Below are 16983 nucleotides of genomic sequence, written 5' to 3'. Positions count from 1 at the left end.
ACCCAGGGGGACACACACCTCATGCCTATCGACAGGGCGACAGCCCACCCTGCCCTGCGGCCGACGGAGAGGACGCTGCCATGGTGACCCCGCTCGACCCGGACACCGATCCGCCCGAGGCGGCGGGGTTCCGGCTGCTCGGAAAGCTCGCCACGGGCGGCTTCGGCAAGGTCTACCTCGGCCGGCGCTCCGACGGCCGTCACGGCACCGACACCCTGGCGGCCGTCAAACTGCTCAAGCCGGAGTTCACCGAGGACTCCCAGCACATGCAGCGCTTCCACCAGGAGAGCAAGGCGCTGAAGCGCTGCGAGGGAGCCCGCATCCCCGAGTTGCTGGCCCTCGACTTCCGGGTCGGCGAGCGGCCCACCCTGGCGACCCGTTTCATCCCGGGCCTCTCCCTCTACCGCGTCATGGACGCGCACGGCCCCCTGCCCCGCGACGCGGTCCACGCGGTGGCGGCCGAGCTGGTGGACACCCTCCGCACCGCGCACGACAAGGGCCTGCTGCACCGGGACCTGCACCCCGGGAACATCCTGCTCACCCAGGACGGCCCGTGGATCATCGACTTCGGGCTCACCCGGATCAGGGGCCAGCGGGTCACGCTGGCCCTCGGCACGGTCATGGGCCACCCGGAGTTCTGCGCTCCGGAACAGATCCGCGGCCTGGACCGGACCGACCAGGCGACCGACGTCTTCGGCATCGCGGCGATCCTGCTCTACGCCCTGACCGGCCACGCTCCCTACACCGGGGAGGCCGCGGGCCACGCCATGCTGATCCGCCGCCTCACCGGGATGGAGCCCGACCTGTCCGGGCTGCCGGACGACACCACCGGCCGCCTGATCCGCGCATGCCTCGACACCGACCCGGCCGCCCGCCCGAAGCTGGACGAGATCGCCGACGGCTTCGGCCCGCCGGGCACGCTGCGGCTGCCCAGGGAGGTGGTCCGCAGCCTGGCCGCCTACCGGGCGGAGCTCCAGGACTTCCTGGCCGCGGCGGGCAACGCCGCCGAGCTCACCGTCCCGTTCCGCCCGGGGCGGCGCAGTTGGAGCGCCCGCGTCGGGGAGTGGCCGCAGAGCGTGGTGGCCACCGAGGACGGCGGTGTGGTGACCGCCGACGGAAGCGGCGCCGTGCGCTGGCTGGAAGCCGCGACCGGCGCCGAGGTGATCCGCCGCACGGACCTCGCCGCACCGGTGCAGCTCTGCGCGGACGGCGATGTGCTGGTGATGTGCGACGCCGACGGCCGGCTGGAGTCCTGGAACAGCCGGGACCGCCGCATGTGGTGGTCCCGGTCGGCCGGGACCGTCGTCGGCGCACGGGTGCTGCTGCGCCGGCAGAGCGTGTTCCTCGGCGAGTCCACCGGCCGCCTGCATCACTTCGACGCGGTGACGCGCCGCATGTGGTGGGCGACCGGGCCCTTCACCGACGCCTCGGGCGCTCCCGCGCTGCCCGTGGCGGCCGGGCCCCGGCACGTGTACCTGTCGGCCGCGGGCAGCGGGGAGATCCTCTCCGTCAACGACGAGGACGGCACACTCACCTGGGAGTCCCCGGTGGTGCTGCCTGCCCCCGTACTCGCCGCGCCGCTGCCGCTGGATGACCGCCTGGTGGTCGCGGACGGCGAGGGCACTCTGCGCTGTGTGTCCGCCGCCGACGGCTTCCCCGTCTGGGAGGTACGGCTCGGCGCGCCGGTGCTGACACCGCCCGTGCGGGTGGCCGACACGGTGATCGTCGGCGACGCGGCGGGCCTGGTCCACTGCCACAGCGCCGCGACCGGCGAGGGGGTCTGGCGCACACCGCACTCGGGGCAGGAGGAGTTCTTCGCGCTGTGCACGGACGGCGCCGCCGTCTACGCGGGCGGGTGGAGCGGCCGGCTCCATCTGCTGGACGCGGCGGACGGGACGTCGTTGCAGAGTTTCGACCTCGGCGGACAGATCCTGGCCACGGTCTGCGCCCCGGGCGGCACGAACGTCCACGCGGCGTCGTCCGGCGGCACGCTCCACGCACTGCCCTCGGCGCTACCGGGGCCACGGTAGCGCCACGGCCTCGGGGGAGCGCCCCGCCGCGGCCCACTCCCCCGAGGCCACCCCATCGCGTGGGCCGCCTCGGTCACGAGCTCCTCCAGGTCCTCCCCCGACGCCTTGCGGTCGAAGGGCGCGAGGGGCCTCGGCGATCGCCCGCCGGACCGTCCCCGCTCCGTTGGCGGCAGACAGACGGTGAGTGCTTCCCGGGCCGAGAGAACTCCCTTTCGCCGAGCCCTGGATGGTCGCACACGTCGACGTTCCCGGCACGGCGCAGCCCCATGGCACTCGGCCCACGTCGCCGCGCCCGTTCCATGAGCCCTTCCTCACAATTCCAGTCATTGTCGACGCATTTGCATTCGGCCAGCCCGAACCCTGTTATGTGCCACAGGGTTTGGGATCGTGCGGGCCGGAACTCCGGTCGTCCTGCCGCTACCTGCGAAGCAGGCCTTCCGAGGCGGCGGTGTCGACGATGTGGTCCTCCGGGGCACCGACGAGGGCGGGGCCGACGTATGCCGCCCGGACTCGTACTCCCGTTCGTGCAACCGCGCGTCGGCTCTCCGCGTCCGTCGGTACGATCACCGAGCGCGAGCGGGGGCTCGTGAGCGAGGGGGCGGGGATGGGCAACGACAGCATCGTTGTGCGCAGAAGGACTTGGCCGTGGGGGGTTACGGCGTCGGTCGTCACGGCGGGCCTGGTGCTCGGCGGCTGCAGTTCCGGGGACGACGGCAAGGCGGCCGAACCGAGCGCTTCGGCGCCGTCGAAATCCGCGGCCGCGTCCGCGTCGCCCTCGGGTGGTGACGCGTCGCCGCTGTCGCCGCTCGAGGCGGACCCCGCCAGGGTGCCCAGGACGAAGAGCCGGGCCGAGGAACTGGCAGCGGCCGTCACGCTCGAACCCCAGGGCTGGGGCGCGGGTTTCCAGGCGCAGCAGTCGGCCGAGAGCACCCCGGGCACCTTCGCCGTACTGGACGAACAGTGCCGGTGGGAGCGGCAGTCACTGCCCCGGAGCGTGCTGGCCTCCCTGACCCGCTACAGCGAGATTCCCGCCGCCGGCGGCAAGGGCGAGCTCAAGGTGAGCGCGTCGGTCACCGTGCACACCACCGTGGGCGACGCCGACGAGCGGCTGGCCTCCACCCTGGAGGAGCCGTTGCGCTGCCGGGAGCAGCAGGTCCGTGCCGATGAGTGGATCGCGGGACTCCAGTCCACCGCCACTCCCTATGGCCAGGGAAACAACACCTACGCCGACGACCAGATCGTGGAGATAGGCAAGTACCTCGACGGCAAAGTCGAGCAGTCCTATTTCTGGTTCGTCACCCGCCTCGGCACGGTGACCGTGGCGGTGTCGGTGAAGGGCGCCAAGGGCTACTCGGACAGCGAGTTGAACGTCTACGCGTCGTCCGCCACCAACGCGATGCTCGACGGCGTGAAGTTCCAGCTCGAAGGAGACAACTGATGGAGCCGCTGCGTTCGTCGGATCCCGCGCGTATCGCGGAGCACCGCCTGCTCGGGCGGCTCGGCGCCGGAGGCATGGGCGTGGTGTACCTCGCGCGTACGCCGGGCGGCGCGCTGGTGGCGCTGAAGGTGCTGCTCGCCGAGTACGCCGAGGAGCCGGGCTTCAAGGAGCGGTTCCGTCGCGAGGTCGAGGTGGCCCGGCGGGTCGACAGCCCCTGGGTGGTACCGCTGGTGGACGCCGATCCGGACGCCGAGGCGCCGTGGCTGGCGACGGCGTTCGTGCCCGGGCCGTCGCTGGCCGAGGCCGTGAGCTCGTACGGGCCGCTGTCCGAGCGCGGTCTGCGGGTGCTCGGCGTCCGGCTGGCCGAGGCGCTGGGCGAGGTGCACCGGGCCGGGCTGGTCCACCGGGACCTCAAGCCGGGCAACGTACTGATCGGCCATGACGGGCCGCGGCTCATCGACTTCGGCATCGCCCGCGCACCGGAGGACCGGACGCTCACGGCGACCGGGATGGTGGTCGGCACGCCCGGCTATCTGTCTCCCGAGCAGGCCGAGGGGCGTGGCGGTGACGGCATCGGCCCGGCGAGCGACGTGTTCTCTCTCGGGTGTGTGCTGGCGTTCGCGGCGACCGGCCGGGCGCCCTTCGGCAGCGGGGCGCTGGACGCCCTGCTGTACCGGGCCGTCCACGACCCGGCGGACCTGGAAGGGGTGCCGACGGGGCTGCTCGACCTGCTGGGCCGCTGCCTGGAGAAGGATCCTGCGAGACGGCCGGACGCCGGTGAGCTGGCCCGGGAACTGACGGCCGACGCAGCCGTCCAGAGCGAAGGGCCAGGCGAGGCCGCGCCTCAGGACGAAGGGGCGTCCGCGTGGCTGCCCGAGGCGGTCTCGCGGCTGATCGCCGAGCGCTCGGCCGCCGCGCTCGCGCTGCCGGACATCGAGCACACGCTGGCGCCGACCGAGACGCCGGCCGAACCGCCGACCGCTACGGGCAGCCCGGCCGAGCCCGAAACGCGTGAGACGTCCGCGGCGGCGGAGCCGCGGGACTCCCGTCCGGCCGGCCGGCGCCGCTTCCTGCTGCTCGCCGGCGGGGCCGTGGCGCTGGCGGCAGGCGGGGGCGGTGCCTGGTGGGCGGCCGCCCGCGACGGCGGCTCCGGAGGCAAGGGTCCCGCTGCCACGGCGTCCTCACGCGGGCCGGTGCACACGATCGCGCTGCACGGCGACCTCAGCGGCCCCTACCGGGCGACGGGCCGGGCCCAGGAGCGTGGACTGCGGCTCGCGGTAGAGGAGTTCAACGCGCGCGGCGACGCGCCGTTCACCGTGAAGGTCAAGGCCGTCGACGACGGGGGCGATCCGGCGGCATCGGCCCGGGTGGCCAAGGATCTCACCGGGGATCCCACGGTTCTCGCCGTGGTCGGCCCGACCACCGACGACACCGGGCAGGCCGCGCTCGCGACGTACGACGCCGGACTGCTGCCGGTCGTCGGCCTGTCCCCCGGCACGACCAATCTGACCATCCAGGGGTTCCGCTCTTTCCTGCACGCACGGCTGCTCGACGCCGTGCTGCCCATCTTCGCGAGCAACTACCTCCTCGGTACGGCGCGTTCGCGCAAGGTCGGCATCGTCGTCGACCGACCGGCCGGCGCCTACGGGACGAATCTGGCGAGTTCCCTCAGCAACACGCTCGCCAACGTCCCGCACCCGTCCGTGCCGGAAGTGGTCAGCGCCATGCGCCGCGACTTCGGCACCGCGGTGGACGGGGTGCTCTCCGCAGGCGCCGACTCCGTGTTCTTCGCCGGTCTGCCCGACCGCGGAGCGCTGATCGCCGCGACACTCCGGGAGCGCGCCTTCCAGGGTGCGCGGGTTTCAGGCCCGGCGCTGCTGGACGACCAGTTCCTGACGCAGGCCCAGGAAGCCGCCGAAGGCTGGGTGATGGTGGCCCCGGTCATCGACGCGACCCGCAAACCCGAGGCGCGGAAGTTCGCCGCCGCCTACCGCGAACGCTTCGAGGAGGCGCCGCCCCGGTACGCGGCGGAGGCCTACGACGTGACCTCGATGCTGCTCGAGGCCCTCGCCGCGCTGCCGTCCAAGGGCCGCACCCGGCAGAACCTGCTCGCCTCCGTGCGGGAGGGGAAGTACGAGGGCATCACCAAGAACATCGCCTTCCAGGAGAACGGCATGATGGCCATCGACGGCAGCGGCGCCTACGTCTGGCGGGTGGACCAGGGCGGCTTCGTGTACGACGGCCCCGCGCCGCTCACCGCCTGATGGAGCCCCTGCGGACCGGCGACCCGTCCCGGATCGGCCGCTACCGTCTGCTGCGGCGGCTGGGCGCCGGCGGCATGGGCGTGGTCTTCCTGGCCCGTGCGCCGGGCGGGGCGATCGCCGCGGTGAAGACCGTCCGGTCCTCGTTCGCCGACGAGAGCGGTTTCCGGGCCCGTTTCCGCCGTGAGGTCGAGGCCGCACGGCAGGTCGACAGCCGCTGGGTGGTCGCGCTGCTGGACGCGGACGCCGAGGCGGAGACACCGTGGCTGGCGACCTCGTACGTACCGGGGCCCTCGCTCGCGGAGGCGGTGGACCTCTTCGGACCGCTGTCGCCAGCCTCCGTGCGAGTGCTGGGCGTGCGGCTCGCCGAAGCGCTGGAGACGGTGCACGGCGCCGGACTCGTGCACCGCGACGTGAAGCCGGGGAACGTCCTGCTGGCCCCGGACGGGCCGCGGCTCATCGACTTCGGCATCGCCCGCGCGCCGGAGGGCACCGCGCTCACCTCCAGCGGAATGATCGTCGGCTCCCCCGGCTTCCTGTCGCCCGAGCAGGCGCGGGCGCGGGGCGGCGAGATCGGCCCGCCCAGCGACGTGTTCTCGCTGGGCTGCGTGCTGGCGTTCGCCGCGACCGGGGTGCGGCCGTTCGGCAGCGGCGCGGCGGCGGGGGTGCTGCTGCGCACGGTCTACGAGGAGCCCGACCCCGCGGCGCTGCCGGATGCTCTGGCGCCCCTGCTCCGAGCCTGTCTGCACAAGGACCCGGCCGACCGCCCGAGCCTCGCGCGGCTCCGGACGACGCTCGGGGAGGAGGCGGCGGCCAGTTCCGCCGAACCGTCCGACTGGCTGCCCGCGGCGGTCACCCGGCTGATCAACGACAGATCCGCCGCCGTGCTCACCCTCGGCGCGATCGAGCCGACCCAGGTGTCCGCGTCCGCACCGTCGGACGCGGCGAGCACCGCGTCGGCGGAGGCCCTGACGCTGACGGCCGTCACCGCCACCCGCCCCACCCCGCGTACCGTCGGCCGCCGGGGGTTCCTGCGCCTCGGCTCGACGGCGGGACTCCTCGCGGCGGGCGGCGGCGGGGCCTGGTGGTGGAGCACCCGGACGGAACCAGGACCGTCCACGCCGTCCGGAGCCGGCCGTCCGCGCCCCGAACTGGCCGTCGCGTTCCACGGCGACCTGACCGGCGCCGACAAGGAGAGCGGGAAGGCCCAGCTCAACGGCGCCCGGCTGGCCGTCGAACAACTCAACGCGCAGAGCGACCGCCCCTTCCGGCTGAAGCTGCGCCCGTACGACGACGGCGGCGACGCGGGGCGCGCCCGCGAGCTCGCCGCCCGGCTGTCGAAGGACGCCGAGGTGCTCGCCGTACTGGGCCCCACCACCGACGCCTGCTTCAGCGCCACCGAGAAGACCTACACCCGTGCGGTGATGCCCGTCGTGTCCGTCTCGGTGGGCGCCGACACACAGGGTTCACCGATCGAGTCGAACACCTTCCACTGCCATGCGGCCCTGCGCGTCCCGCACGGCCTGCTCGCCGCCCCCTGCATCCGCTACCTCAGCCGTCACGCCGACTCCCGTCAGGTGTTCCTCGTGGACGACCGGGCACAGGACCAGTTCGCCTGGGCCCTGTGCGACCAGACCGAGCGGGCGCTGAGGCGGAGCGGCCGGGACGCCACGGTGACCCGTGTGGCCGCCGGGAAGATCGACTACGCCTCGCTCGCCGCCGAGGTGAGGGCCGCCCGCGCGGACGCGGTCCTCTTCACCGGCGACGCGCCCCGGGCCGCCGGATTCGCGTCGGCGCTGACCGCCGCCCGGTTCACCGGCGCCCGGCTGGCGACCGAACGCGCTCTCGACCCGCGCTTCCTCACCTCGGCAGGCGCCGCCGCGACGGGCTGGGTCTTCGCCACCTCGTTCACCGACGCGACGGCCGACCCCTCCGCCCGCGCCTTCACCGCGGCCTACCGCGCCCGCTTCGACACCGACCCCGGCTGGTACGCGGCGGAAGCCCACGACGCCGTGATGTTCCTGGCCCAGGCCTGCGACAAGGACGGCACCCCCCTGACGGAACGCGGCGCGATCGCCCGCCGGATGCCCGAGATCACGTACTCCGGCATCACCCGCACGGTGAAGTACGAGCAGGGATACGGCTACAACCACGACGCGATGTTCTGGTTCCGCGCCGACGACGGAGAGTTCCGGTATCTGGGGCAGTATCTGGACGCGGCGGTGTCGTGACGGGGGACTTCTGATGCTCCACCGCTTCCAGGGTCACGAGCCCAGGACCCGTCAGCGTTCTCTTGTCCTGGTCCACCACCACCCCATCACCGCCCACTCCACGTTGTTGGGCTCCGGCAGGGTTCGGCGCTCGAATTCCTCGTCGATGCGCGCAATTAGGCGGCCCAGGTCCCTTTGGGCACCTGGAGGAAGGTGCCGCATCACCCTCTCCAGGTCATCGCGGGCATCCTCCACCTCAAAACCCGGCGAACAGACCTCGGAGGCGTTCAGGTAGCGGCCGGGCTGCTTGAAGGCCCACTCGAAGCGGGAGAGCGCAACGGCAACCGCGTTGGGCCACATCTCCTGGTCTTCAACTCGGCGGATCGCTGCCCGAGTCCGCGCGGAGACACCACGGACCCTGAGGACCGGCCCCTGCCATCGTGGCCGCCACCGCTCTGCACGGACGGCCTTGGGACGCCTACGCGGCATCGCCCTTTCGGATCAGCATGAGGGCATCTTGCCATGGCTGGGCGCTGGAGTAGGCGCCTCATTACGCTGCCTGTGGAGTACGAGGCCGTAGGGGCTCGCGGAAATCGGCGAAGGCGCGCTGACCTGCAGCGCCCTTTCACACGGATCGCTCAGCGCCGTAATAGCCGTGGCGCATCCGGAACCTCATCGGGTCGGTGCCGGACGCCTCGATGTGGGCGATCAGCGTCGACCGCACCGGCTCCGGCAGTTGCCTGCCGTGCGCCTCGGTCCACTCCAGAGAGGCGAAGACCTGTGCCGCGCCGTCGAGTTGGGTCGCGCTTGGCGACTGGGCGGCGAGCGCGCTGAGGATGAGGGCGGGGTCTTCGGCGAGCAGTTGCTGCTCGACCGCGATGTCGTACCACTTCAGGCCGCCGGTGGACCCTCTGGCGGACACCCCGGCCCAGGCCAGCAGGACGCTGATCCGCTCGATCCCGTCGGGGTAGCAGGCTCGGACGAGTGCGGCGAGGCGATCCTCGGCATCGCCGACTCGATCCGACCAGGCTTCCATGTCACTCCCGGGCGGTTCGGAGAGTTCCATGGCCGCGTCGCGCAGGGCGTCGGGCGCCGCCTCGAGCCAACGCAGTCGACGCCGGTCCTCCTCGGCCTCTTGCACGGCCAACTCCGCCTGAGCCTCGCGCGATCCGGTCAGGCCTCGCTCTGCCAGCCATTCGGTGAGTGCGGGACCATCCAGCAGGTCGGCATCGCAGTCACCGATACCGCGAACACCGGTCTGGTGATGCAGCGTCCAGCAGGCGATCAACTCGTCGTCCACGTCGTGAACCAGGATCGTCGGCCAGCCCTGGCACCGGCACCGATCTCCGGTACCGCCGTCCACGATGGCCAACAGCTGAGCCAAGTCGGCGATCTCGGCGCCGGTCACCACGATCCGCGCCACGCCCGCGGAGTTGACCTCGCTCGGAGGCCCCTCGGTGATCAGGACGCGCTCAGCGCGGTTCAGCACTTCGCGGAGGCGCGCAGTCGTCGGCGCACCCTCGTCCGTACCCGTCGTTCCCTCGTAGATCACGTCCGTGAGGATACCGGCGGGACCGGGGACCGCAGGCCGAGCCACTGCTCGGCGTCCCAGGCCCGGAACCGCTCCACCTCGGTGAATCCCAGCCTCGCTGCGAGGCGCATCGAGCCGACGTTCGCGGTCTGGGTGGTGAGCACCACCGGCTCGCCGGGAAGTACACCGTCGAGCCAGGCGAGGGCCGCCGTACACGCCTCGGTGGCGTATCCGAACCCCCAGGCTCGCGGCAGGAACAGGTAACCCAGATCAGCCTTCCCCACAGCCGCCGGACGGCGGTGCCCCGTGGCTCTCCTCAGCAGAATATGGCCGATCATCGCCCCGTCGAGATCGACGACGAAGCTCCCGGGCCACCGCGCGGGCACTTCGGGCATCTCGCGCTCAACCTCTTCACGCGGCCGGGGACCGCCGAGGTAGGAGTGCACCTCTGGCGAGGTGAACAACTCGAGGAACGCCGCACGGTCCCGGGCCTCGGACTCACGCAGCACGAGCCGCCCGGTCCGGATCGGGGCGGGTGGCCAGGCGACGGGTCCAAGCTCAGTCATCCCTGGCAACCTACCTCACGCCAGGGCTCCTACCGACTCCCGGCCAACCTTCCGCAGTGGACCTCTACTTCGATCCGGTGTCCTTGCTCGGCAAGGCACGCACCGTCTTCCAGGGGCAGTGGGCGGACCGGCAGTGGCTCAACGTGCCCGGTCCGTTCTACGGAGCCGAGACCGACAACTGCGGGACCGGGCGCATCCACGCCCCTGGACTTGTCCTGTACGAGGGCGAGCACTTCACCGAGTACGTCTACCGACAGCCGCGAACGGCACACGAGTTGCGGCAGCTGGTGAACGCCGCAGAGGTCGAGGTGTTCTCCGCCTACGGCTGTGACGGCGATGCTCACTGGACGCCGGAAGCGGTTCGGCGGTGGTGGCGCGACCGGGCGCGGGTCGTGGAGCACCTGGTGACCCGACGCGCCGACTGGGAGGCCGACGACGAGAGGTCGGGCCAGGGCACGGCCGCCGCTGCGCACGACTACGCTGCATACATCGACGGAGAGCTGGCCACACACCTCCGGATCTACCTCCTCTGGCTGGAGGAGCGCCGCTCCCCCACGACCGCGGACCGGCTGCCCCACCTCTGAACTACCCCGGCCCTGCGCTCGGCCCACCGGCAGCGGTACCCGTCTTCGCCGGTGAACCCGTCCCTGACCAGGTTCGGGGCAGGGTCGGGAAGTTCCGGTCAGGTAGCGGCGTCCTCCCGCGGACGGCGCGGATCTCCCTGACGTCGCCGGTGGAAACCTTGGATGGAAGCCTTGGACCAGGCCGCCGCGGTCGAGCGTGCAGGTCGATTACCAGGTGGGCGACACGTCCGATCCGAAACCGCCTCCGGCCGGACGCTTCTCGAAGTGGAGGTGGGGGCCGGTGGAGTTGCCGGTCGAGCCCACTTCGCCGATCTTCTGGCCGACACTGACCGAACCGCTCTTGACGGTCTGCTCGGAGAGATGGCAGTACCAGTAGTCGAATCCGTGGGCGCGCAGCACCAGGAAGTTGCCGAAGCCCTTCTTATCGAATCCGTGGCGCACGATGGAACCGCTGAGCACCGCGACACAGCGGGTGCCGATCGGAGCGGCGTAGTCCACGCCGGTGTGGTAGCCCAGGCTCCAGCGAGACCCCTTGATCCGGTAGGCGGTGGTGATGGGACGGCCCGGTACGGGTGATGCGGCGCGACCGCCGCCGGGAGAGGGCGCCGGGCTCGGGACGCGGAGGCGGTCCCAGGAGGTCTTGCCCGGTATGCCGTTGGCGTCGGCCCCCTCGAATCCGATCTTGCGCTGCCAGGCGGCGTACGACTGCTGGTCCGCCTCCGTCCAGTCGGGTCCGGGACCTGACCGGTACTTGCCGCACCCCTCCGCCACCAGGCGTTTGCCCATCGAGGCGATCAGCGCGCTGTGTCGTCCCTTGCGGAAGAATGTCGTTCCTGGGAATGGTGCCAGGGCAGGCATGACCTTGTCCCTTCAGTATGGAGCCGGATCCAGGTTCGGATTGGCCTGTTGCACGCGCGAGATGTCGCCGTACCGCCGCCAGATGTAGTTGATCGCTGCCGAGATGTTCGCCACCGGGTCGTAGATCCGGTCGGACGTACCCGCCTGGTGGTTCTCGGCGAAGGTCCCGGGAATCACCTGGGCGTAGCCGCGTGAGCAGTTGAGCCTCGCACCGTCCGACTGGAAGGGACCTGTCGCGTTCGAGTCGTTGAGGTTCACCGCGTTCGGCTTGTACGCCGACTCCCGGCGCACGAGGGTCTTGAGACTCGCTCCGTTGGCGACTCCCGTGACCCAGCTCCTCGGCGCGCCGGTCAGGTCACACGCCTGCTCGGCGAACGCGAGGGCCGTGGGCTCGCCGAGCGCCAGGCCCGAGTTCCTCGAGAAGCGTACGGAACTCTTGGCGATGGCACCGGGGTGGCGGCAGTCGACGGTGAATCCGGCTCTGGCTCCGAGTTTGGCCAGTGAGGCGCATCCCGGGAATCCATCGGCGGCCGAGCCGGTGAACCCCAGCATGTGCTGCCATTTCCTGTAGGCCGTTCTCGTCTGCTCGCCGAAGAATCCGGTGGCACCGGCGGGGATTTCTATGCCGACTGCGATGAGTGCGTTCTGCGTGGCCTTGATCTCGCCGTTGGTCTTGCCGAAACGCACGTTGGACAGAGCAACCATGTCGCCTCCTAGGGCATATGGAGGTCGCTGGTTCAGAAGCGCACCTGGGCGGTCACGGCCTCGCGTGGGAGGCCTCAGACGTTGGGGACCGCGAGCCTGTCCCAGCTGAACGGGCCGGGGACACCGTCGGCGGCGGCCCCGTCGAAACCCAGCTTCTCCTGCCAGGCGGTGTACGACCTCACGTCGCCCGCTCCCCATACGTCGAACGCGGTGCTGGACGTGTAGCGGCCGCAGTCCTCCGCGACGAGTCGGCCGTGCATCGCCGCGATGACGGGCGACTTGCGCCCCGCCGAGAAGAACGACGCACCGGGGAAGGGCTCGAACCGCAGCTCGGTCAGGGGCGGTTCAGGTGGCTGGGACCCGAACTCCGGCCAGGAACCGGGGTCTACGTGGTCGTTCTCCGGGACGTGGGCGTGGGCGTACCACCCTCCTTGCGCCCGCCACTTGTCGGCCGGACACGTATTGCGGGACAGAGAGGTCGGGCGGCCCATGGGCCAGACGTCCGGCACGTCCCACGAACTGATCCATGCGTGGAGTTCGTCCCAGCCCCTGCAAGGGGTGTCGACCAGCCTCGCGAACACCTTGCCGTTCACACGGCAGTGCGGGAAGAACAGGGACTCGACCTGGATCACGACTTTGCCGGCGCGGTTGGTACGCGTACCCCCGTCCTTGTCGGCCACCGCTTTGCTGCGGGATGTGGCGGGGAAGAACTGCGCGAACGCCCCGGTGAAGGGGTCCCAGAGGATGTGCGGGGCCTTGCCTCTGCCGCTGCCGGTGAAGAAGCCCTTCAGATTCGCGAACGGCAGCAGATCCAGGGGGTCGTCGGCGGTGGCCGTCAGGTCCCCTGTGATGTGCGCTATCGCCTTCGCCGGGAATTCCGGGTCGCACGGCGCGTGGTCTCCGATGTCCGTCTTGAGGGCTTGGGGCATCCATGGACTGGGCATGGTGGAATCCTTCCCTCTCGCGTCACACGTGATCGCGGGGCGGAACGGAGAAAGGAGGCCGGCGGACAAAGGACTGTGCGGACCCTTCCCCTCTCCCGGGAAGACGGGCACGCGCGCGCGGCACCGTCAGCCACGGCCGCCATTCGACGCACGCCGGGCCGAGCAGCCCGTCTCCGGGCCACCCGCCGGGGCCTGTGGCCGGCCCCGGCCGTCACGCTATGACCGTACGAGACCGGTGTCAGCGGAGCGTCATCACGTCGTCATCGGTGCGGGCCCGAGGAGTGACCCCGGTGTCGTCGGGCCATCGTCGGGGTCGGGCCGAAGGCGTCGGCGAGGCCGGTCAGGACGGAACCGGACCAGTCGCTCTCCCCGAACACGCTGACCGGCATCGCGAGCACGCCGTACTCGTGCTGGAGCGTCTGCGCCGGGATGTCGGCCGGGAAGAAGTAGTTGCCGGGACAGGTGCGGCTCGCCGTGGGAATCGCGCCGAGCACGTCGTCCGGCAACCGTTCGAACAGCCGCTCAGCCCGTGCGGCCAGTGCGCCGGCGACCTGCCGGGGCACGTCGCTGTGCTCGGTCAGCAGGCGGTCGGCGAGCCTCAGCTGTGCCGGGGTCGGCGGTTCCGCCCGGAACGCCTCGGCCCATTCGGTCTGCGCCGGACCCAGCAGGACCACACCGAACGTGCGTGGCCACAGCCATCCCTTGGTCACGGAATGCAGCAGGATCGCACGACCGGTGTCCAGCAGTCGCCGTGTGCCGGCGGCGAACGGTGCTCCCAGGTCGTAGACGCTGTCGATCAGCACGTGGCGGTGTGGTGACTCCCGCAGCCACGAGATCACCGCGGCGCACTCGGTGTCGGACAGGTACCGGCCGAGCGGCTTGCTGGGGTTGGCGAGCAGCAGATACTCGGGCCGGTGGTCCACCGGCGACCTCGGCAGGTCCGGAGCGGGCAGCGTCGGGTAGGACACGGGCGCCAGGCCCGCGGCACGGGCCAGCTCGAAGTAGACCGGGTACACGTCGCCGGGCAGCCACAACCGCGCTCGCGCGGCGCGCAGCCGTTGGAACACCACACCGAGTCCGTGCCGGACCCCGCGACAGACCATGGCGCGACCGGACCACTCCTCCGGCAGCTCGAAGCGCCGCAGCCAGGCACGGGCGAGATCGCACCGATGCACTGTGCTCAGGTCGCCCGGCGGTTCCGGTCGCATCGGAGCGAGCGCCCGGTAGACGTTGGTCTCGGCGGCGTCCAGGAGCGAGGGTGAGGCACTGAGCCGCCGCTGCCGGAGTTCCTGGAACTCGGCGAACCTCATACCCCCGCACCTTCCGACACGATCTCGCTGGCCCGGTCTTCCAGGGAGGCGTAGCAGCGTCCGTCGGCCATGACGTTCCAGCTGCGTGCGATCCCGGTGGTGCGTTCCCAGAGCAGGCTGGGCTCGGTGTACGCGGCGATCCGGATCGGCCGTCCGTCCCAGCTGCCGTGGTAGACCGGCGCGCCCCAGGGCAGGCGGCTCGCCAGTTCGAAACCGTGCTGCTCGGCGAACCGGGTGACGACGGACAGCGAAACCTGGTGTTCGCGGCTCCAGACGTTGGCGGTGCGGTCGAAGTAGAGCGATTCGGTACTGGTGGACACGTAGAGCTCTTTGAAGCAGACCTCCTCGACGCCGAGAGCCGCGGCCCACGAGAGGTAGTCCGCGACGCCGGACGCGTCGGCGACGCCGCCGTGCTGGAGCACGCAGATCAGCCTCGTCCGCAGCCCCGGCCAGCGGTCGCGTTCCGCGCGCCAGGTGCCGATCACCTCGCTGACCGGTGTGCGCAGCATCATCAGCCGCTCGTTGACGGCGTCGTCGTGGTGGTGCCGGGAGACCGCCAGCACGCTCAGGCCCGCGGCGCTCAGAGCTGCCAGGCGGCCGGCCCGGTCAGCGTGCTCGCCCTTCGCCAGGGTGTGCGCGTTGGTGATCAGGACGACCTTCGGGAAGGCCGCCGAGCAGGCGGACACCAGTCGCAGCTGCTGCTCGAACGGTATGAGCGTGGGCTCCCCGCCGCCGGTGATCACCGCACGCTCGGCACCCGCCGCACGGGCGCGCTCCAGCCAGTGGGCGACCGCGTCCCACGGGACCCGTGCCGGCGCCTGGTCGCTGGAGATCGAAGCCGAGGAGAAGCAGAACGAGCACCGGGCCTGGCAGGCGGAGGCGACCGGCAGCACCGAGACCGAGCGCGGCCGCGTGTCGGCGTAGCACCGCTGTGACGCCGGGTGCAGTTGCAGGGAGGCCGCCATCGCATCCTCAACGGTTGTCGGGCGCAGGGTGAACTCGTCGCCTGCTCGGTCGAGTTCATGGACCGCTGACAACCGGATGCGCGCCTCGTGCAGTTCCATGCCGAGGCCGGTCGACACGTTGGGCACCAGCTCGTCGGGGTCCACCATGGTTTCCAGCACCAGCAGCCGGTCGCCCGGAATGGCCAGCCGGTCCAGCAGACGTCCCGCCTTGCCGACACCGATTCCCAACTCCGCACGGGTCAGCAGGTGGAAACGGTCGGGGAAGGTGCTCTCCGGAATCCCCGCCTTGCCGTAGGAGAACGCGTACTTGTCGAAGCCCTTCGCGAAGTTCGAGAGCACGATGACGTGGAAGCGCTGGTCGCCATGGTTCATCCCGTCATCATGCACGAACGGGCCCCGGACGACAGGGGCTGAACTACAGGCGGAACGCGGTACCCCCGTTCCGATCTGTCGTCGTCGAAACCAGGTGGCCACAGCTCTGGCACCGCCGGTACCGTCAGGGCCCCGCCAGTCGCCCCCGCGGCTGCCAGTGAGAGAGCAGATCCCGTGGCCGACCAGCGAGCAACGACGACCCTGTGGCGCCCCACCGGCCCCAAGGAGCTGGAACTGGTGCGGGAGACGGACTGGCGTGCGTGGCCGCCCCGGCTTCCCGAGCAGCCGATCTTCTATCCCGTTCTCAACGAGGAATACGCTGTCAAGATCGCCCGGGACTGGAACGTCGAGCAGGACGGCGTCGGCTTCGTCACCCGGTTCGAGGTCGAGTCGGAGTTCCTGCGCAGGTATCCGGTCCGGCAGGCAGGCGGACGGACCATCCTGGAGCTGTGGGTACCGGCCGAGGAGCTGGAGGAGTTCAACGCCCACATCGTCGGCAAGATCAAGGTGGTTCACGAGTTCCGGTGAGCCACGGCCGTCCCGGCGGCACTGCATGTCGGGAAGCCGTGCCGGGGGCCTCGTCGGCGGCCTTGCCGGCAGTCGGTGAGAGTCGCCGCCGGGTCAGGTGAGATCGGCCCAGGGAGTCGGCGGAGCCGAGGCGAAGAAGCGCAGGAGACCCAGGAGTCGACTGGCCGGGGGCGCGGTCCAATGGCACGTGACGACATCCGGAGTGCGCACGCCGGCGCATCGGGCGGCGGGGTGACCGCGGCCTCCTTGACCAGGTCGGGGAGGAATCGCCGGGCTCGCGGAATACGCAGTACCAGGCCGTCCCCGAGAAGGTAGGCGCGATCGGCCGCGCCCGAGGGGATAGGCCGTACGTCTGCGGCAGCGGTTCCGTGCCGGGCGGCGACGGCGGCCGGCGTCTCGTGACGTGCCTCGTAGTCCTCCATGGTCAGGGATGTTCACACGGGTCCGCCTCACGCGTTCGTGTCCGGCACCTGAACGCCCTTTACCGCGACTACTACCAAGGGCACACGCAGACGACAGCAAGAGGACGACGCACGTCGGTGCCGTGCCCGCGCGGATCGCGCGACGCGACGGCCGGTCGACGCGGACGGCAGCGAATGGGAAGTCCGGCTCTGACCTGGATACTGGTGGCGGCCGCCGCGCTCGTACCCGTCGTGAGCACGCGCGACTGGCCGCGGCCGG

General features: G+C 71.3%; 13 protein-coding genes and 2 pseudogenes. 6 read left to right on the top strand and 9 right to left on the bottom strand.

Annotation, left to right across the window (positions count from 1 at the left end; genetic code table 11):
• Positions 1–80 precede the first annotated feature (80 nt).
• From ACFYR0_RS21960 to ACFYR0_RS21945, 4 genes are all read left to right on the top strand, one after another.
• The gene (locus tag ACFYR0_RS21960; protein WP_389330466.1) at positions 81–2030 is read left to right on the top strand and encodes a PQQ-binding-like beta-propeller repeat protein; all 1950 of its coding nucleotides are present in this window, start codon (positions 81–83) and stop codon (positions 2028–2030) included.
• Between the two features lie 826 nt (positions 2031–2856).
• Entirely contained in the window at positions 2857–3468 is a 612-nt protein-coding gene (locus ACFYR0_RS21955) for a hypothetical protein (protein ID WP_389330463.1), read from the top strand.
• On the top strand, positions 3468–5732 hold the full coding sequence (locus tag ACFYR0_RS21950; protein WP_389330460.1) for an ABC transporter substrate-binding protein: 2265 nt from the start codon (positions 3468–3470) through the stop codon (positions 5730–5732). Before ACFYR0_RS21955 ends, ACFYR0_RS21950 begins: the two co-directional genes overlap by 1 nt.
• The gene (locus tag ACFYR0_RS21945) at positions 5732–7960 is read left to right on the top strand and encodes a bifunctional serine/threonine-protein kinase/ABC transporter substrate-binding protein (RefSeq protein WP_389330457.1); all 2229 of its coding nucleotides are present in this window, start codon (positions 5732–5734) and stop codon (positions 7958–7960) included. Before ACFYR0_RS21950 ends, ACFYR0_RS21945 begins: the two co-directional genes overlap by 1 nt.
• Positions 7961–8011: 51 nt before the next feature.
• On the opposite strand, the gene ACFYR0_RS21940 is transcribed toward ACFYR0_RS21945, so the two are convergent.
• From ACFYR0_RS21940 to ACFYR0_RS21930, 3 genes are all read right to left on the bottom strand, one after another.
• On the bottom strand, positions 8012–8299 hold the full coding sequence (locus ACFYR0_RS21940; protein ID WP_389330454.1) for a hypothetical protein: 288 nt from the start codon (positions 8297–8299) through the stop codon (positions 8012–8014).
• Positions 8300–8564: 265 nt separating this feature from the next.
• Complete coding sequence (locus tag ACFYR0_RS21935; protein ID WP_389330451.1) at positions 8565–9491, bottom strand: hypothetical protein; 927 nt, start codon at positions 9489–9491, stop codon at positions 8565–8567.
• Positions 9488–10036 (bottom strand): GNAT family N-acetyltransferase, encoded by a 549-nt coding sequence (locus tag ACFYR0_RS21930; RefSeq protein ID WP_389330448.1) that lies wholly within the window; start codon positions 10034–10036, stop codon positions 9488–9490. The genes ACFYR0_RS21935 and ACFYR0_RS21930 overlap by 4 nt, the downstream gene beginning before the upstream one ends.
• A 56-nt stretch (positions 10037–10092) precedes the next feature.
• On the opposite strand from ACFYR0_RS21930, the gene ACFYR0_RS21925 reads away from it, so the two are divergent.
• Positions 10093–10620 (top strand): ferredoxin, encoded by a 528-nt coding sequence (locus ACFYR0_RS21925; protein ID WP_389330445.1) that lies wholly within the window; start codon positions 10093–10095, stop codon positions 10618–10620.
• Positions 10621–10827: 207 nt separating this feature from the next.
• Here the strand turns inward: ACFYR0_RS21925 and ACFYR0_RS21920 are convergent.
• From ACFYR0_RS21920 to ACFYR0_RS21895, 6 genes and pseudogenes are all read right to left on the bottom strand, one after another.
• Positions 10828–11118: pseudogene (locus tag ACFYR0_RS21920) on the bottom strand (M23 family metallopeptidase); the annotation flags it as partial.
• 111 nt (positions 11119–11229) lie between these two features.
• Positions 11230–11475: pseudogene (locus ACFYR0_RS21915) on the bottom strand (peptidoglycan-binding protein); the annotation flags it as partial.
• 15 nt (positions 11476–11490) lie between these two features.
• Positions 11491–12183, bottom strand: a complete 693-nt coding sequence (locus ACFYR0_RS21910; RefSeq protein ID WP_389330442.1) for a transglycosylase SLT domain-containing protein — start codon at positions 12181–12183, stop codon at positions 11491–11493.
• Positions 12184–12257: 74 nt separating this feature from the next.
• On the bottom strand, positions 12258–13127 hold the full coding sequence (locus tag ACFYR0_RS21905) for a peptidoglycan-binding protein (RefSeq protein WP_389330438.1): 870 nt from the start codon (positions 13125–13127) through the stop codon (positions 12258–12260).
• 260 nt (positions 13128–13387) lie between these two features.
• A complete protein-coding gene (locus ACFYR0_RS21900; RefSeq protein ID WP_389330435.1) occupies positions 13388–14437 on the bottom strand; it encodes an aminotransferase class I/II-fold pyridoxal phosphate-dependent enzyme in 1050 nt (349 codons plus the stop codon).
• Entirely contained in the window at positions 14434–15774 is a 1341-nt protein-coding gene (locus tag ACFYR0_RS21895) for a radical SAM protein (protein WP_389330432.1), read from the bottom strand. The genes ACFYR0_RS21900 and ACFYR0_RS21895 overlap by 4 nt, the downstream gene beginning before the upstream one ends.
• Positions 15775–15948: 174 nt before the next feature.
• Between ACFYR0_RS21895 and ACFYR0_RS21890 the strand changes: the two genes are divergently transcribed.
• Complete coding sequence (locus ACFYR0_RS21890; protein WP_389330429.1) at positions 15949–16302, top strand: hypothetical protein; 354 nt, start codon at positions 15949–15951, stop codon at positions 16300–16302.
• The last annotated feature ends 681 nt before the right edge of the window (positions 16303–16983 follow it).

Origin of the sequence: Streptomyces sp. NPDC005017 (assembly GCF_042873115.1) — a bacterium.
In the GTDB taxonomy this organism is placed as follows: Bacteria; Actinomycetota; Actinomycetes; order Streptomycetales; family Streptomycetaceae; genus Streptomyces.
This window is presented reverse-complemented; position numbering and strand designations above follow the sequence as displayed.

What these genes read in the sequence shown, in the direction of transcription:
- ACFYR0_RS21960 (WP_389330466.1), top strand. Translation starts at nt 81, where the DNA reads ATGGTGACCCCGCTCGACCCGGACACCGATCCGCCCGAGGCGGCGGGG.
- ACFYR0_RS21950 (WP_389330460.1), top strand. Translation starts at nt 3,468, where the DNA reads ATGGAGCCGCTGCGTTCGTCGGATCCCGCGCGTATCGCGGAGCACCGC.
- ACFYR0_RS21945 (WP_389330457.1), top strand. Translation starts at nt 5,732, where the DNA reads ATGGAGCCCCTGCGGACCGGCGACCCGTCCCGGATCGGCCGCTACCGT.
- ACFYR0_RS21940 (WP_389330454.1), bottom strand. Translation starts at nt 8,299, where the DNA reads ATGTGGCCCAACGCGGTTGCCGTTGCGCTCTCCCGCTTCGAGTGGGCC.
- ACFYR0_RS21930 (WP_389330448.1), bottom strand. Translation starts at nt 10,036, where the DNA reads ATGACTGAGCTTGGACCCGTCGCCTGGCCACCCGCCCCGATCCGGACC.
- ACFYR0_RS21910 (WP_389330442.1), bottom strand. Translation starts at nt 12,183, where the DNA reads ATGGTTGCTCTGTCCAACGTGCGTTTCGGCAAGACCAACGGCGAGATC.
- ACFYR0_RS21905 (WP_389330438.1), bottom strand. Translation starts at nt 13,127, where the DNA reads ATGCCCAGTCCATGGATGCCCCAAGCCCTCAAGACGGACATCGGAGAC.
- ACFYR0_RS21900 (WP_389330435.1), bottom strand. Translation starts at nt 14,437, where the DNA reads ATGAGGTTCGCCGAGTTCCAGGAACTCCGGCAGCGGCGGCTCAGTGCC.
- ACFYR0_RS21895 (WP_389330432.1), bottom strand. Translation starts at nt 15,774, where the DNA reads ATGAACCATGGCGACCAGCGCTTCCACGTCATCGTGCTCTCGAACTTC.